This window comes from Streptomyces sp. Ru62 (genome assembly GCF_002920615.1).
GTDB lineage: Bacteria > Actinomycetota > Actinomycetes > Streptomycetales > Streptomycetaceae > Streptomyces.
Genome location: NZ_PQSU01000003.1, coordinates 203,667 through 219,254, shown reverse-complemented (window position 1 = coordinate 219,254; position 15,588 = coordinate 203,667). Strand labels below are relative to the sequence as shown.

Annotated in this window: 8 protein-coding genes; 3 read left to right on the top strand and 5 right to left on the bottom strand. The window is 71.9% G+C overall.

Features of this window, described 5'->3' with window-relative positions:
- Positions 1-20 precede the first annotated feature (20 nt).
- The 4 genes from fabD to C3492_RS05510 form a co-directional block, all read right to left on the bottom strand.
- Positions 21-899, bottom strand: a complete 879-nt coding sequence (gene fabD / locus C3492_RS05525) for an ACP S-malonyltransferase (RefSeq protein WP_103810594.1) — start codon at positions 897-899, stop codon at positions 21-23.
- A 565-nt stretch (positions 900-1,464) separates the two neighbouring features.
- Positions 1,465-4,692, bottom strand: a complete 3,228-nt coding sequence (locus C3492_RS05520) for an amino acid adenylation domain-containing protein (protein WP_258055522.1) — start codon at positions 4,690-4,692, stop codon at positions 1,465-1,467.
- Positions 4,693-4,700: 8 nt separating this feature from the next.
- The gene (locus tag C3492_RS05515) at positions 4,701-7,877 is read right to left on the bottom strand and encodes a non-ribosomal peptide synthetase (protein WP_103810592.1); all 3,177 of its coding nucleotides are present in this window, start codon (positions 7,875-7,877) and stop codon (positions 4,701-4,703) included.
- Entirely contained in the window at positions 7,874-8,611 is a 738-nt protein-coding gene (locus tag C3492_RS05510; RefSeq protein ID WP_181140216.1) for a condensation domain-containing protein, read from the bottom strand. The genes C3492_RS05515 and C3492_RS05510 overlap by 4 nt, the downstream gene beginning before the upstream one ends.
- 262 nt (positions 8,612-8,873) lie before the next feature.
- On the opposite strand from C3492_RS05510, the gene C3492_RS05505 reads away from it, so the two are divergent.
- The 3 genes from C3492_RS05505 (at position 8,874) to C3492_RS05495 (ending at position 12,518) form a co-directional block, all read left to right on the top strand.
- Entirely contained in the window at positions 8,874-9,851 is a 978-nt protein-coding gene (locus C3492_RS05505; RefSeq protein WP_181140215.1) for a TauD/TfdA family dioxygenase, read from the top strand.
- 88 nt (positions 9,852-9,939) lie between these two features.
- Positions 9,940-11,769, top strand: coding sequence for a non-ribosomal peptide synthetase (locus tag C3492_RS05500; RefSeq protein ID WP_219822057.1), 1,830 nt, complete (start codon positions 9,940-9,942; stop codon positions 11,767-11,769).
- Positions 11,766-12,518: a thioesterase II family protein gene (locus C3492_RS05495; RefSeq protein ID WP_103810589.1), complete on the top strand. Its 753-nt coding sequence runs from the start codon at positions 11,766-11,768 to the stop codon at positions 12,516-12,518. Before C3492_RS05500 ends, C3492_RS05495 begins: the two co-directional genes overlap by 4 nt.
- On the opposite strand, the gene C3492_RS05490 is transcribed toward C3492_RS05495, so the two are convergent.
- Positions 12,461-15,523, bottom strand: coding sequence for an AfsR/SARP family transcriptional regulator (locus C3492_RS05490; protein WP_181140214.1), 3,063 nt, complete (start codon positions 15,521-15,523; stop codon positions 12,461-12,463). The genes C3492_RS05495 and C3492_RS05490 overlap by 58 nt on opposite strands.
- Positions 15,524-15,588 lie beyond the last annotated feature (65 nt).

Here is a 15,588-nt window from a genome sequence, read left to right as displayed (position 1 = left end):
TTCTTTCCTGTCCACAGTCCTTAATTCCTCGCTTCGCTGAGTCGATCGGGGACGAAGTCGTCCCGAATGCGGTCCACCATGCGGAGAAGGGCGCGGCCGCCGATTTCCTCGCACGTCACCCGGGGGTCGACGGCCAGGAGGTGCCGGATGCTGTCCACCCACCGCACCGGCTCGACGAGTTGGTCGCACAGGGTCTGGACGATCGATCCCCGCGCGTACGGGCGCCCGGTCACGTTGGCGATGACCGGCACCGTGGGTTCCCGGAAGGTGAACCGGCGCAGATGACGCTCGAACTCCGCGCGGGCCGGCTCCATGTAGCGGGAGTGGAAGGGCGCGCTGACGTTCAGCGGGGCGAATCGGATCCCTCTGCGCCGGAACACGTCGTGTGCGGCGCGCAGTTCCTCGGCGGGGCCGGCGATGACGGTCTGGCCCGGGCTGTTGAACCCCGCGAGGTCGATGCCCTCGATCCCGTCCGCGCCGAGCATGTCCAGCAGCCGGCTCGCCGGGACGTCCATGACCGCGGTCATCCCGCCGCCGGACGCCGAGGCCATCAGTTCGCCTCGCTTCTGGACGAGGCGGAGCCCCGTCTCGAAGTCGAACGCACCGGCGGCCAGGAGCGCGTTGTACTCGCCGAGGCTGTGGCCGAGGAGGAAGTCCGGCTCCCGTTCTTCCCGGTGGGTGCGCTCGAACATGTGCAGTGCGTTCACGGTGAACAGCGCCGGCTGCGTGTATTCGGTGCGCGCGAGCCGGTTGTCAGGGTTGTCGCGGCACAGCGCGACGAGGTCGTATCCCAGAAGGTCGCAGGCGAAACGCGTGATCCCGGGGTAACGGCCGAACAGCTCCGTCCCCATTCCCTTCATCTGCGCGCCCTGCCCGGGGAAAAGCACTGCGAAGACCATGGTGTCTCTCAGATCGGCGAAATGACGACCAGTCGTCGAGCGACTGCCGCGGACTACGTGATGGGGTGAGTTTCGGTGACCGGGATCGGCGGCCCATCTTCACCGGCTCTCGACTCCGGATCTCCACGTCGGCGCTTCGCGGATCCGTTGCGCGGCCGGCGCGGGCGCCTTCGGGGGGCGGAGATCCGGTTGCGGATCGAGGGGAGAGCGGCCGGAGAGGCGGAGGGCCGCCATTCCGGGAGCGGTGCCCGGGGTGGCGGATCGGGCACGCCGGGAGAGGTGCCGGGGGTGGCGGATCGGGCACGCCGGGAGAGGTGCCGGGGGTGGCGGATCGGGCACGCCGGGAGAGGTGCCGGGGGTGGCGGATCGGGCACGCCGGGAGCGCCGGGCCAGGCCCCTGAGCTGCCTCGGACGCCCAGGGGGTTCCTAGCTGGCCTGAGCCTCCGTGGGCGCCCAAGGGGGTGCGCTGCCTGGTCCTGGGCCTGGGCCTCCGCGGACGCCCGGGGGTGCCCTGCCTGGTCCTGAACCTCCGTGGACCCGCGCGCCGCCGCGGCGGAGGAGCCGGTCAGCTCGCCGGTGCGATGTCCTCCGGGGCCGGGTCGGCGAGGCGCTGGTTGAGCACGGCGCAGATGAACGCGACCGGCTCCGGCCGGGTCATCTCCCCGTGCGTGCAGGCCACCTCGTACGTGGTGAGGGTGCCGGACACGTACGGCCGCCAGTCCTCCGGCCGTGGCGCGTCCGCCGCCCTGCCGTGCGCGGCGGTGAAGTGCAGCGTCTCGCCGGCGTGGACGCCCCGCGCCCCGGCGCGCATCAGGGTGTCACTGGCGGCGAACACCTCGGCCATCCTCCGGACCTGCCGCTCGTCGAGACCCGACAGCGGGTGGCCGGCCGCGCGCAGCGTGTCGAGGAACCGGGCGGGGTCCAGCGGGGGTGTGCCGTCGGGCGCCGCGGGGGGTTCGCACCCGAGGGACACCAGCAGCGCGGCGAGGGTCTCGGGGGCGTCGGCGGTCATGGCCGGTTCGTCGGCCCCGGCTCCGCCGGGGTAGCTGTCGAGCAGCGCCAGCAACTCGACCTGCTGGCCCGCCGCCTGGAGTTCGACGGCCATGGCGTGGGCGACCAGTCCGCCGAAGGACCAGCCCAGGAGCCGGTACGGGCCCTCGGGCTGGACGGCCCGTATCCGGGCGAGATAGTCGGCGGCCATCTCGGCGACGGTCGCCGGGCGGTCTTCGGGACGGGTGAGCCCGCGGGCCTGAAGACCGTAGACCGGGCACCGGGGATCGAGGTCGCGCAGCAGGCCGGCGTAGACCCAGCTGATGCCGGCGGCCGGGTGCACACAGAACAGGGGCGTGGCCGAGCCCCGTGTGCGCAGCGGCAGCAGCACGTCGAGCGGGTCGCTCCGGGCGCCGTCGTCCAGGTGTGCGGCGAGTTCGGCGACGGTGGGGTGGGCGAACAGGTCGCGGATGGTGAGCTCGGCGCCCAGCACGCTGCGGACGCGGCTCATCAGCCGCATCGCGAGGAGCGAGTGGCCGCCCAGGTCGAAGAAGCCGTCGTCGACGCCGACCGATTGCGCGCCCAGGACCTCGGCGAAGAGCGAGCACAGGATCTCCTCGCGCGGCGTGCGCGGCAGCCGCGCCTCCGCCGAGGCCACCACCCGCGGGGCGGGAAGCGCCTTGCGGTCCAGCTTCCCGTTCGGCGTCAGCGGCAACGCCTCCAGCACCACGACCACCGAGGGCACCATGTGCGCCGGCAGCACCGACGCCACCCCGGCACGCGCGACCGTCGCCAGGTCGACGGCGCCCTCCTCGGCCGGCACCACGTAACCCACCAGCCGCTGACCGCCCCCGGCATCCGCACGCACCGCCGCGGCCGCCTGCCGGACGCCCGGGACCCGGGCCAGCGCGGCCTCCACCTCGCCCAGCTCGATCCGGAAGCCCCGCACCTTGACCTGGTCGTCGGTCCGGCCCAGGTACTCCAGAGTCCCGTCCGCCGTCCACCGCGCCCGGTCCCCCGTGCGGTACATCCGTGTCCCCGCCGGGCCGTACGGGTCCGCCACGAACCGCTCGGCGCTCAGTCCGGGACGGTTCAGATATCCACGGGCCAGTTGGTCGCCCGCCAGATACAGGTCGCCGGCCACTCCGACGGGCGCGAGCCGCAGCCCCTCGTCGAGGACGTACGCGCGGGTCCGGTCCAGGGGGCGCCCGATCGGCGGATTGCCCTGGTGCTCCGCTGTCACCCGGGCCTGGGTCGACCACACGGTGGCCTCGGTGGGGCCGTACAGGTTGACGACCTCGGAGGCCGTCTCCCGCATGCGTTCGGCCAGGGCCGAGGACAGTTGCTCGCCGCCGACGAGCATGCGCAGTCCCCGGACCGCGGCGGCGTGCTCGGCGAGCAGCGCCTGCCACAGGGTCGGCGTGGCCTGCATGACCGTCACCTCGTGCCGCTCGGCCATGCGGGCCAGGGCCGCCGGGTCGCGCACGGCGGCACGGTCCGCCAGGACGACGCAGGCCCCGGCGAGCAGCGGGGCGAACAGCTCCAGCACGTGGATGTCGAACGCCACGGTGGTCACCGCGAGCAGCCGGTCCTTCGGGCTGAGTGCCGTCCGTTCCTCGATCGCCGCCAGGAAGTTCAGCAGGCCGCGGTGCGGGACGACCACGCCCTTGGGCCGGCCGGTCGATCCGGAGGTGTAGATGACGTAGGCGGGATGCGACGGGTGGAGCGGGCGGGTGCGGTCGGCGTCGGTGGGGTCGCCGTCCGGGTACCGCAGGAGTGCGGCGGCGGTCTCCGGGCCGTCCGTGACGACCAGGGGGATTCCGGCCGGGGCCGCCGAGGTGGTGCCGCAGGACGTGTCGGTGAGGAGGAGCGCGGGGTGGGCGTCGGCGAGCATGTACTCGATGCGTTCCCGTGGATACTCCGGGTCGACCGGTAGATACGCCGCGCCGGCTTTGAGTACGGCGAGGAGTGCCACGACCGTCTCCACCGAGCGTTCCATGAGGACCGCGACCAGTGATTCCGGACCCACTGCGTGCTCCAGCAGCAGCCGGGCCAGCCGGTTCGCGCGCGCGTTCAGCTCCGCATACGTCACCGACTCCGGCCCGCACACCACCGCCACCGCGTCCGGCACCGACGCCACCCGCGCCGCGAACACCTCCGGCAACGAACCCTCCGGCACCGCCGACACGGTGCCGTTCCAGTCCTCAAGGAGCCGGCGCCGCTCCCCCGCCGACAGCACCTCCAGCTCCCCCACCCGGACATCCGGATCCGCCGCCACCGACTCCAGCACCCGCAGCAGACACCCCAGAATCCGCTCCGCCGTCGAACGATCGAACAGATCCGCCGCGTACTCCAGCGAAACCGTCAGCCCTTCTTCAGTTTCGCGGAAGAAACACACCGAGAGATCGAATTTCGACGCCACCGGGCCGCACCGCTCCGGCACCGCCTCCACACCCACGAGATCCAGACCCCCGGCACCCCCCGCGTCCTCCATCTGCACCAACACCTGGAACAACGGATGCCGCGCCACCGAACGCGCCGGATTCAACACCTCCACCAACTTCTCGAACGGAACATCCTGATGCTCGAACGCCCCCAGATCCACCTCACGAACCCGCCCCAACACCTCACGGAACGACGGATCACCCGACACATCCGTCCGCAACACCAACGTATTCACAAAGAACCCGACCAGATCCTCCAACGCGTCATCCATACGACCCGCCACCGGAGTACCCAACGGAACATCCCCACCCGCACCAAGCCGCGACAACGCCACCGCCACCGCAGCCTGCACCACCATGAACAACGTCACACCACAATCACCCCCAACCCCGCCAACCGCCGGCCCACCCCCGCATCCACCCCACCCCACACCACACCACCCTCGAACGACGCCACCCCACCCCGCGACCGATCGAACGGCAACCCCAACTCCTCCGGCAAACCCCCCAACACCCCACGCCAGTACTCCAACTGACGCGACAAAACACTCTCCGGATCAGCCTCCGAACCCAGCACCTCCCGCTGCCACAACGTGTAATCCGCATACTGCACCGGCAACGGAACCCACCCCGGAACACCACCCCCCACACGCGCCCCATAAGCCACCGAAAGATCCCGCAACAACGGCGCCACCGACCACCCGTCCACCGCAATGTGATGCAACACCACCAAAAACACATACTCATCCGGCCCCACCACGAACAACCGCGCCCGCACCGGCAGATCCCGCTCCACATCGAACGCACGCCCCGCCTCCCGCGAAACCGCCTCACCCACCCCCGAAACACCACACTCCTCCACCACCAACTCCACAAAGGAATCCGCACCCTCCACCACCCACTGGCACGGCACCCCGTCCACCACCGGAAACACCGTCCGCAACGACTCATGACGGCCCACCACATCCATCAACGCCGCCTGCAACGCCCCCACATCCACCCGGCCCCGCAAACGAAACGCCACCGGACTGTTGTACGCCCCACTCGCCCCCTCGAACCGATTGATAAACCACAACCGCTGCTGACCAGGAGACAGGGGAACGTGCTCGGGCCTCGGCCCCGCGGCGAGTGCCGGGCGAGCGTCGCGGGCACTCTCCAGGTGTGCGGCGAGTTCGGCGACGGTGGGGTGGGCGAACAGGTCGCGGATGGTCAGCTCGGCACCCAGCACGCTGCGGACGCGGCTCATCAGCCGCATCGCGAGGAGCGAGTGGCCGCCCAGGTCGAAGAAGCCGTCGTCGACGCCGACCCATTGCGCACCCAGGACCTCGGCGAAGAGCGAGCACAGGATCTCCTCGCGCGGCGTGCGCGGCAGCCGCGCCTCCGCCGAGGCCACCACCCGCGGGGCGGGAAGCGCCTTGCGGTCCAGCTTCCCGTTCGGCGTCAACGGCAACGCCTCCAGCACCACGAACGCCGACGGCACCATGTAGTCGGGCAGCACCGCGGCCACGCGTGCCCGCAGGGACTGCGCGTCCGGGGCCGTCCCTCCCTCGGGCACCACATACGCCGTCAGCCGCTTCACGTCCGGAGCGTCCTCGCGTACCACCACGGCGGCCTGTGCCACGCCGTCGCACCCGGCGAGTACGGCCTCGATCTCGCCCGGTTCGATCCGGAACCCGCGCAGCTTGACCTGGTCATCGGCGCGGCCGACGAACAGCAGCCGTCCGTCGGCGCTCCACCGCACCACGTCACCGGTCCGGTACATCCGCGTCCCCGGCCCACCGTACGGGTCCGCCACGAACCGTTCCGCCGTCAGCCCGGGGCGGTTCAGATATCCGCGTGCCAGTCCCGTACCCGCGATGTACAGCTCGCCCGCCACCCCCACGGGTACGAGGCGCAGACCGGCGTCCAGCACATAGACCCGCATGCCGTCCATCGGCCGGCCGATCGGCACGGTGTCGGTGACCTCGGCCACCGACCGCAGCGGATGGCAGGTGGCGAACGTCGTCGTCTCGGTCGGTCCGTAGCCGTCGGTGACGACGATCCCGGGGCAGGCCTCCAGCACCCGACGCACCATGGCCGACGGGACCACGTCGCCGCCGGTCCACACCTCGCGCACGCCGGTGAAGGCCCCGGGCGCCTCCTGCGCCAGCAGCCGGAACAGACCGGCGGTCAGCCACAGCGCCGTCACGCCCCGGTCGCGGATCTCCCGCTCCCGCGCACGCACGTCCAGGTCGCCGGGGGGAGCCACGACGACGGTCCCGCCGGACAGCAGCGGCACCCACATCTCGTACGTCGAGGCGTCGAAGGCGTGCGGGGAGTGCATCAGAACCCGCCGGTGCGCGTCCTCCCGGAAGCGACGGTCCGCCGCCAGCGCGACGACATCCGCGTGCGTGACCGCGACGCCCTTCGGCACACCCGTCGAACCGGAGGTGTACATCACGTAGGCGAGCTGCTCGGGACGGCTGGTGATCCCCGGGTCGTCCGACGGCGAGGCCACCGGCTGCCCGGTGTCGTCCACGACCAGCACTCGGGCCGCGTGCGCGAACTCCACGCCCCGCGACGCCCGGTCCGTCAGCAGCACCGAGGCGCCCGTGTCGGCCATCACCCTGCTCAGCCGCTCGGCGGGCGACCGGACGTCCAGCGGCACATAGGCCGCGCCGGCTTTGAGTACGGCGAGGAGTGCCACGACCGTCTCCACCGAGCGTTCCATGAGGACCGCGACCAGTGATTCCGGACCCACTGCGTGCTCCAGCAGCAGCCGGGCCAGCCGGTTCGCGCGCGCGTTCAGCTCCGCATACGTCACCGACTCCGGCCCGCACACCACCGCCACCGCGTCCGGCACCGACGCCACCCGCGCCGCGAACACCTCCGGCAACGAACCCTCCGGCACCGCCGAGACGGTGCCGTTCCAGTCCTCAAGGAGCCGGCGCCGCTCCCCCGCCGACAGCACCTCCAGCTCCCCCACCCGGACATCCGGATCCGCCGCCACCGACTCCAGCACCCGCAGCAGACACCCCAGAATCCGCTCCGCCGTCGAACGATCGAACAGATCCGCCGCGTACTCCAGCGAAACCGTCAGCCCGTCCTCATTCCCGGCTCCGGGCACGGAATTCCTGAAGAAACAGAAAGAAAGGTCGAACTTCGACGCCACCGGGCCGCACCGCTCCGGCACCGCCTCCACGCCGGCGAATTCCAGACCCCCGGCACCCCCCGCGTCCTCCATCTGCACCAACACCTGGAACAACGGATGCCGCGCCACCGAACGCGCCGGATTCAACACCTCCACCAACTTCTCGAACGGAACATCCTGATGCTCGAACGCCCCCAGATCCACCTCACGAACCCGCCCCAACACCTCACGGAACGACGGATCACCCGACACATCCGTCCGCAACACCAACGTATTCACAAAGAACCCGACCAGATCCTCCAACGCGTCATCCATACGACCCGCCACCGGAGTACCCAACGGAACATCCCCACCCGCACCGAGCCGCGACAACGCCACCGCCACCGCAGCCTGCACCACCATGAACAACGTCACACCACAATCACCCCCAACCCCGCCAACCGCCGGCCCACCCCCGCATCCACCCCACCCCACACCACACCACCCTCGAACGACGCCACCCCACCCCGCGACCGATCGAACGGCAACGCCAACTCCTCCGGCAAACCGGCCAGCACCCCACGCCAGTACTCCAACTGACGCGACAAAACACTCTCCGGATCAGCCTCCGAACCCAGCACCTCCCGCTGCCACAACGTGTAATCCGCATACTGCACCGGCAACGGAACCCACCCCGGAACACCACCCCCCACACGCGCCCCATAAGCCACCGAAAGATCCCGCAACAACGGGGCCACCGACCACCCGTCCACCGCAATGTGATGCAACACCACCAAAAACACATACTCATCCGGCCCCACCACGAACAACCGCGCCCGCACCGGCAGATCCCGCTCCACATCGAACGCACGCCCCGCCTCCCGCGAAACCGCCTCACCCACCCCCGAAACACCACACTCCTCCACCACCAACTCCACAAAGGAATCCGCACCCTCCACCACCCACTGGCACGGCACCCCGTCCACCACCGGAAACACCGTCCGCAACGACTCATGACGGCCCACCACATCCATCAACGCCGCCTGCAACGCCCCCACATCCACCCGGCCCCGCAAACGAAACGCCACCGGACTGTTGTACGCCCCACTCGCCCCCTCGAACCGATTGATAAACCACAACCGCTGCTGACCAGGAGACAGGGGAATCATGGGTGTCACTCCCTCGAAAATGGGCCGAGTGGCCGGGAAGAAATGCGCAAGGCCGGGGATGAACGCGAGGGGCCGGGAAGAACGCGCTGTCGGCAACCGCTCGCATCCGCTCGCGCGGACAGCCTCTCCCGGCCGCTTCCGCATGCGATGTGCGGCCCATCAACACCGCGGCCACCGCGGCCCGGATCGGATGGAGATCCGGGTTCTGCACGATGACCGCGGTAGACCGCCGTGACGAACCATGCGAAGGAAGCCGACTCCCATGAACTCAGCTCCGACCGGGTCAGCGCCCGCCCCGGCGTCCTCCCTGCCGCTTCTGGTCTCCCCGCCGTCGCCCGGCACCGATCTGCTCGCCTGGACGTCCAGTGCGCGGGACCATATCCGGGCCGGCTTGCTGGAACACGGCGCGCTGCTGTTCCGTGGGTGGTCGGTGCCGTCCGTGGACGTGTTCGAGGCGTTCGTACGCTCGGCGGTCGGTGAGCCCCTGCCCTACGAGCTGCGTTCGTCCCCGCGCCACGCGGTCTCGAACAACGTCTACACGTCCACGGACCATCCGGCGGACCAGGCCATCTTCCTGCACAACGAGCAGTCGTACGGGCACACCTGGCCGGGTTTCATCGCCTTCCACTGTGTGACCGAGCCCGGCACCGGGGGCGCCACCCCGATCGCCGACGTGCGCCGGGTGACGCGCCGCATAGCGCCCGGGATCGTGGACCGGTTCGCCGGCGGGTACCAGCTCGTGCGCCACTTCCACGAGGGGTTCGGCCTGTCGTGGCAGACGGCGTTCGGGTGCCGGACCGAGGAGGAGCTGGAAGAGGTGTGCCGGCGGCACGACATCCAGTGCGAGTGGCTCCCGGACGGTCTCCTGCGCACCCGCCAGCTGCGGCCGGTCATGGAGCCGCACCCGGTCACCGGTGAACGGCTCTGGTTCAATCACCTGACGTTCTTCCACCCGACGACGCTGGACCCCCGGGTGCAGGAGCATCTGCTGGCCGCGTTCCCCGCCGACCAGTTCCCCTACGACACACGCCACCACGACGGCTCACCGATCGACCCCGCGACCGTGGCCGCGCTCCGGGCCGCCTACGAGGCCGAGACCGTCAGCGTGCCCTGGCGCCGGGGCGACATCCTCCTGCTCGACAACATGCTCACCGCGCACGCCCGCGAGCCCTACACGGGGGAACGCGAGATCGTCGTCGCGATGGCGGCGCCGACCCACCGCGCCGGCGCGTTCCGCTAGGTCCTGTCGTGCGTGCCCGGAGTTCGTCCTGTCTCCCTCGATGCCTGCGCGGCGCGTCAGCGGACCGCCGTGTGAAAGGAGTTCGCCCATGAGCGGCATGAGTGGCGCCGCCCCTGAGCCGGCCGACCTGCTGGACCGCTTCCGCTCGGCCGTCGACCGGTGTCCGACGCGGATCGCCGTCGCGGCCTCGGACGGTGAGCTGGATTTCGCCCAGCTCGATCTGCGCACCCGCCGCGTCGCGGCGCGGCTGGGCGCCCGGGGGGCCGGGCGCGGCAGCCGGGTCGGTGTGTGCGTGGGCCGCGGCACCGGGCTCGTGGTCGCCCTGCTGGGGGTGTGGCGCGCCGGAGCGGCCTACGTCCCCCTCGACCCCCGCTATCCCCGGCTGCGGCTGGAGCGGATGGCCGCCGAGGCACGGCTGGACCTGCTGATCACGGACGGCGGTACGGCCCTCGCCCCGGAAGGGGTGCAGGTCGTCGCTCTGGACGAGGCGTGCACGCGGGAGCCCGAGGCGGACGGCCGGCCGGATTCCGCGCCGTCGCCGCTCGACCCGGCGTACGTCCTGTTCACCTCCGGCTCCACCGGTACGCCGAAGGGTGTCGAAATCACCCGGGGCGGCGTCGCGTCGCTGATCACGGCGCTGGAGCAGGCCGGTGCCTACGCCCCCCTGCCTCGCGTGGTCGCCTGGAACGCCAGCGTCGGCTTCGACGCCTCGGTGCAGCAGTGGACGCGTGTCTGCCGGGGCGACACCGTCGTGGTGCTGGACGACGAGGACCGTCTGCGTCCCGAGCGCCTCGCGGACGTCCTGGAGCACCGGCGGGTGGACGATCTGGATCTGACGCCCTCGCACTGGGAGATCCTGCGCGAGGTCCTGCTCACGCCCAGGACCGACGGGCGCCGGCTCCGGCTGTTCATGGGCGGGGAGCCGGTGCCGCGGAGCACCTGGCGGGAGATCGCGGCCGCCACCGACCGGGGAGTCCTGGAGGCGCTGAACCTCTACGGCCCCACCGAGACGACCGTCGACGCCACCTCGGCCCCCGTGACCGGCGACACTCCGACGATCGGCCGGGGGCTGCCGGGCGGCCGGGTCCACCTCCTCGACGACCGGCTGCGCCCCGTGCCGGACGGCGCCGCCGGCGAGATCTTCATCTCCGGGGACCGGGTGGCGAACGGGTACGCGGGCCACCCGGCGCTCACCGCCGCGTCCTTCGTGGCCGACCCCTTCGGCCCGCCCGGGACGCGCATGTACGCGAGCGGCGACCAGGCCCGCAGGAGAGCGGACGGCACCCTGGAGTACCTGGGACGCCGTGACCGCCAGGAGAAGATACGTGGTTTCCGCGTGGAACTCGGCGAGGTGGAACGCGTCCTGGAGGGTCACCCCGACGTCACCACCGCCCACGCCGTGGTGCGCGGACGTGGCACGGCACAGGCCCATCTGGTGCTGTACGCGACGACGGCCGGCTCCGCCGTCCCGGCCGGCGAACTGACCGCGTTCGCGGCACGCGTGCTCCCGGACCACATGCTTCCGTCGGCCGTCGTGGTCCTGGAGCGGATGCCCCTCACCGTGAACGGGAAGATCGACGAAGCCGCCCTGCCGGAGCCCGCGAAGGGCGCGACGGGCGGCGCGGAACAGCCGTCGGGTGTCGCCGAGGTGACGGCCCGGGTGTGGTCCGAGGTCCTCGGACGCGCGCAGATCCGGCCCGGCGACGACTTCTTCGCGCTGGGCGGCCATTCGCTGACCGCCCTCGCGGCCTTCAAGCAGCTCAGGGACACCCTGGACCTGCCCCTGTCGATCAGGGACATCTACCGGCACCCGAAGCTGGCCGACCTGATCGACCGCCTTGAGTCGATGCGCGGCGAACAGACCGGCGGACAGACCCGCGAACGGACCACCACCGAGGGATCGGGAAGCACACTGTGAACGACACCGTCGTCGTACGCCCGTCCCGGTCCGAGGACGCGCGGCAGGACCTCGTCTGCCTCCCGTTCTGCGGAGGCGGCGCGGGCGCCTACGCGGGATGGGCGAACGCCATGCCCCAGGGGACCGACCTGGCGACGATCTGCTACCCCGGCCGGGACGGCCGCTACCTGGAGGAGTACGCCCAGGACTGGGACGCGCTGGCCGAGGACGTGCTCGCCGCGCTGGCCACCCTCACCGAGCGGCCGTACGTCCTGTTCGGGCACAGCCTCGGCGGCCTCCTGGCGCTCGACGTGACCGTCCGGCTGCTGGAGCGGGACGTCCCGGCTCCCCGCTCCCTCGTCCTGTCGGCCGTCGGCGCCCCGCGTCCCGGTCTGCCGGCCAAGGACATGTTCCCCGGCACCCCCTGGCTGGAGTCCTCCGACGAGGAGATCCTGGAGTGGATGCGGACCTTCGGCATCCTGCCCGGCTACGCGCTCGACGAGCCGGACCTGAGGGACATGGCGGTGGAGATCATGCGCGCGGACATCCGGGTGCGGGACTCCTACACGTGTGAGCGGGACGTCACGGTCGACCTGCCGGTGCAGCTGCTGACCGGCCTGTCGGACACGGTGATCCCGCCGGACGCCGGTGAGCGGATGAAGAAGGTCGCCGTCGGCGGCTTCCGGCACGACCTTCTCCCCGGCGCGCACTTCTACACGCCGGGAGTCTGGAGCTCACTGCCGACGCGGATGGCCGGGCTGGACTGCTGACGCTGCCGGGCCCGGTCTCCTTCCTGCTCCCGCAGCTGCGCCTGTGCCGTGGCGGCCTCGGCCAGTCCGAGCCTCCGGAACTCCGCGAGCGCCTCGGCCGTACGGGCCGCTGCCTCGTCCCAGCGGCCCAGCGCGCCGAGCACCCTGCTGAGGATCAGCCGGGCCCGGCCGGTGTCCCGGCCGTCGCCCCGCTCACGGCACAGCTCCAGGCCCCGCACGGCGTGCGGCAGGGCCTGCTCCGGCCTGCCGAGGGCACGCAGGGTGTCGGCCAGGCGGGCGCGGCACATGCCCTCGCGGCCGGGGACGCCGGCCTCCGTGCAGATCTGCAGGCACTCCTCGAACGCGGACAGCGCCTCCCGGTGCCGGCCCAGTTCGTGGAGTGCCAGCCCGTACACGTACAACCCGAACGAGAGGCCGGGAGCGTGGCCCAGGGAACGCAACGGCCCGAGCGCGGCCCGGGCGGCGACCCGGGCCTCGTCCGGCCGGCCGTCGTGGAGCCGCGCCAGGGCCGCGTTGAGGCCGAACACCAGCTCACCGAGACGGTGCCCGACCGCCCGGGCCAGCGCCGCCGCCTCGTCGTGACGCCGTCCGGCCTCCGCGTAGCGCTGCCGGAGCTGGGAGATCAGCCCGAGGTCGTTGAGGACCTGGTGGATCAGCGCCGGCTTCCCGACCCGGTGCAGCGCCCCTCGCGCGGCGAGCAGGTGCTCCTCGGCCGTGTCGAGCCGCAGGTTCTGCAGGTGCGCGTTGCCGCACACGAAACGGGCCCGGCCGGCCGTGAGATCGTCACCCGCGCGCTCGGCGGCCCCGGCGACCAGTTCGGCCGCGTCGGCGAGCTGGTCGTACGGGATCTCCCGGCCGAAGGCGCTCAGCAGGACGCCGAGGTCGGCGGCCGCCGCGAGGGCGCCCTCGTTCGCCGGTGTTCCGTGGGCGGCGGACCGGATCGCGTCGACGGCGGTCACGAACTCCGAGTGCACCCAGGCGCGCGCGTCGGCGAGGCTCGCGAAGGCAGGGCGGAACGGTCCGCTGGGCACCAGCAGATCGGCGACGGGGTCACCGGGCAGGATCGCCTGGAAGGCCCGGTACGCGCCCGCTCGCAGATGGTCCATGAGCCGTTCGAAGGCCTCGACGCGCTCGTTCTCCTCCTCGGCCGGCAGTTCGGCGGCGAAGGAGCGGACCAGCTCGTGGAACCGGTAGGAGGCCGGCTGGGGCGATTCCAGCAGGGCCACGTCCACCAGTGACTCCAGCAGTTCCTCGGCCTGGCCCTCCGGGAGTCCGAGGACGGCACAGCCGGATTCCAGGCTGGTCGAGCGGGTCACGCAGGCGAGCAGCCGGAACGCCCTGGCCTGCGCGGGCGACAGCATGCGGTGGCTGAGCTCAAACGCGTTGGTGACGGCCAGGTCGCCGACCCGCAGCTCGGACAGCCGGCGGCGGCTGTCCGCGAGCCGGTCGGCCAGCCGGCCGATGGACCACTGCGGGCGGGCCGCCAGCCGGACCGCGGCGATCCGCACGGCCAGGGGCAACTGGCCGCACGCTGCGAGCAGCCGCTCGGCACCGGCCGGTTCGGCGGCGACCCGCTTCGCGCCGACGACCCGGGTGAGCAGCTCCCACGCCTCCTCCCGGGTGAAGACGTCCAGGTCGACCTGGACGCCGATCGGAAGCCCGATCAGTTTGGTGCGGCTGGTGACGGCGACCGCGGAACCGGTCGAGCCGGGCAGCAGCGGCCGTACCTGTGCCGCGTCCCGCGCGTCGTCGAGCAGCAGCAGGATCCGGCGGTCGGCGAGCATGGTCCGCAGCAGCCGGGAGGCGCCGTCCTGGTCGGGCGGCAGATGACTGCGGGGCACGCCGAGGGCGGTGAGGAAGCCGTCCAGGACCACCTTGGGGCGCTCGGGGTCGTCCGCGGTGCCGTAGAGATCGGCGTAGAGCTGACCGTCCGGGAACCTGGCCTTGACCTGATGGGCGAAGCGCAGGGCCAGCACCGACTTGCCCACCCCGCCCATGCCCGTGATCGAGGCGATCAGCGGGGTGTGCCCCTCACCGGCGTCCACGGCGGTCTCCAGCAGGCGGAGCGTGGCGTCCCTGCCGACGAAGTCGGGGATGCCGGAGGGGAGTTGCGCGGGCGTCGCGGTGAAGTCGGGGGTGTGCGCCGTGGGCGGCGTGTCGGTGGTGGCGGCCGGCACCGCGGGAGCGGCGCCCGCCGCCGGAGGGGCACCGGCCGCCGCCGACGCGGCGGTGACCACGCGCTCCCGCGCCTCGCCGGCCGCCGGCCCGTCCCCCGGCCGGGCGGGCACCTCCATGGTGTCGGCGAGGATACGGACGTGCAGGTCACGCAACTCACTGCTGGGTTCTATGCCCAGCTCCCCGCGCAGCCGCTCCCGCACCTGCCGGTAGACGATGAGGGCGTCGGACCGCCGTCCGGCCTCGTACAGCGCGCGCATCAGCAGCTCGTACGGGCCCTCACGCAGCGGGCTCTCCGCGCTGAGCGCGGTCAGGCCGGGGATGACCGAGGACGCGTTCCCCTCCGCCAGTTCGGCCTTGAAGAGTTCCTCACGCACGGCGAAGTGCAGCTCCTCCAGCCTGCTGCGCTGCTGTTCCGCGAACGGACCCGGCACCCCGGCCAGCGGTACCCCCTGCCACAGGGCGAGGGCTTCCAGCAGTGTGCGCCGCTGGTCCGCGAAGCTCCGTTCGCGGCGCAGCTCCTCGGCCCGGGACAGGAGCAGTTCGGCCCGCAGCGCGTCCACGGCCGCCGGCTCGACGTCCAGCCGGTAGCCGTCGGCGACGGACACGAGGCTGTCCCGGGCTCCGACGGCCTCCAGGATCCGGCGCAGGCGCCAGATGTTGGTGCGCAGGACGGTGATGACGCTGGAGGGGGGCGCGTCGCCCCACACCGCGTCGACCAGTCCGTCCGCGGTGACCAGCCGCCCGGCGCGCAGGAGCAGCACGGCCAGTACGGCCTGCTGTTGTGGCGAGCCGGCGCGCCGCCAGTGGTCACCGCTCCCGAACTGCACTGTGCCAAGGACACGGAAAGTGACGTTCGGCTGCATACAACTCTTCCCGCCTGCTGATGGTGCTC

Excerpts from the sequence above, each read along its gene's own strand:
- fabD (WP_103810594.1), bottom strand. The coding sequence starts at position 899 with ATGGTCTTCGCAGTGCTTTTCCCCGGGCAGGGCGCGCAGATGAAGGGA.
- C3492_RS05520 (WP_258055522.1), bottom strand. The coding sequence starts at position 4,692 with ATGGTGGTGCAGGCTGCGGTGGCGGTGGCGTTGTCGCGGCTTGGTGCG.
- C3492_RS05510 (WP_181140216.1), bottom strand. The coding sequence starts at position 8,611 with ATGATTCCCCTGTCTCCTGGTCAGCAGCGGTTGTGGTTTATCAATCGG.
- C3492_RS05505 (WP_181140215.1), top strand. The coding sequence starts at position 8,874 with ATGAACTCAGCTCCGACCGGGTCAGCGCCCGCCCCGGCGTCCTCCCTG.
- C3492_RS05500 (WP_219822057.1), top strand. The coding sequence starts at position 9,940 with ATGAGCGGCATGAGTGGCGCCGCCCCTGAGCCGGCCGACCTGCTGGAC.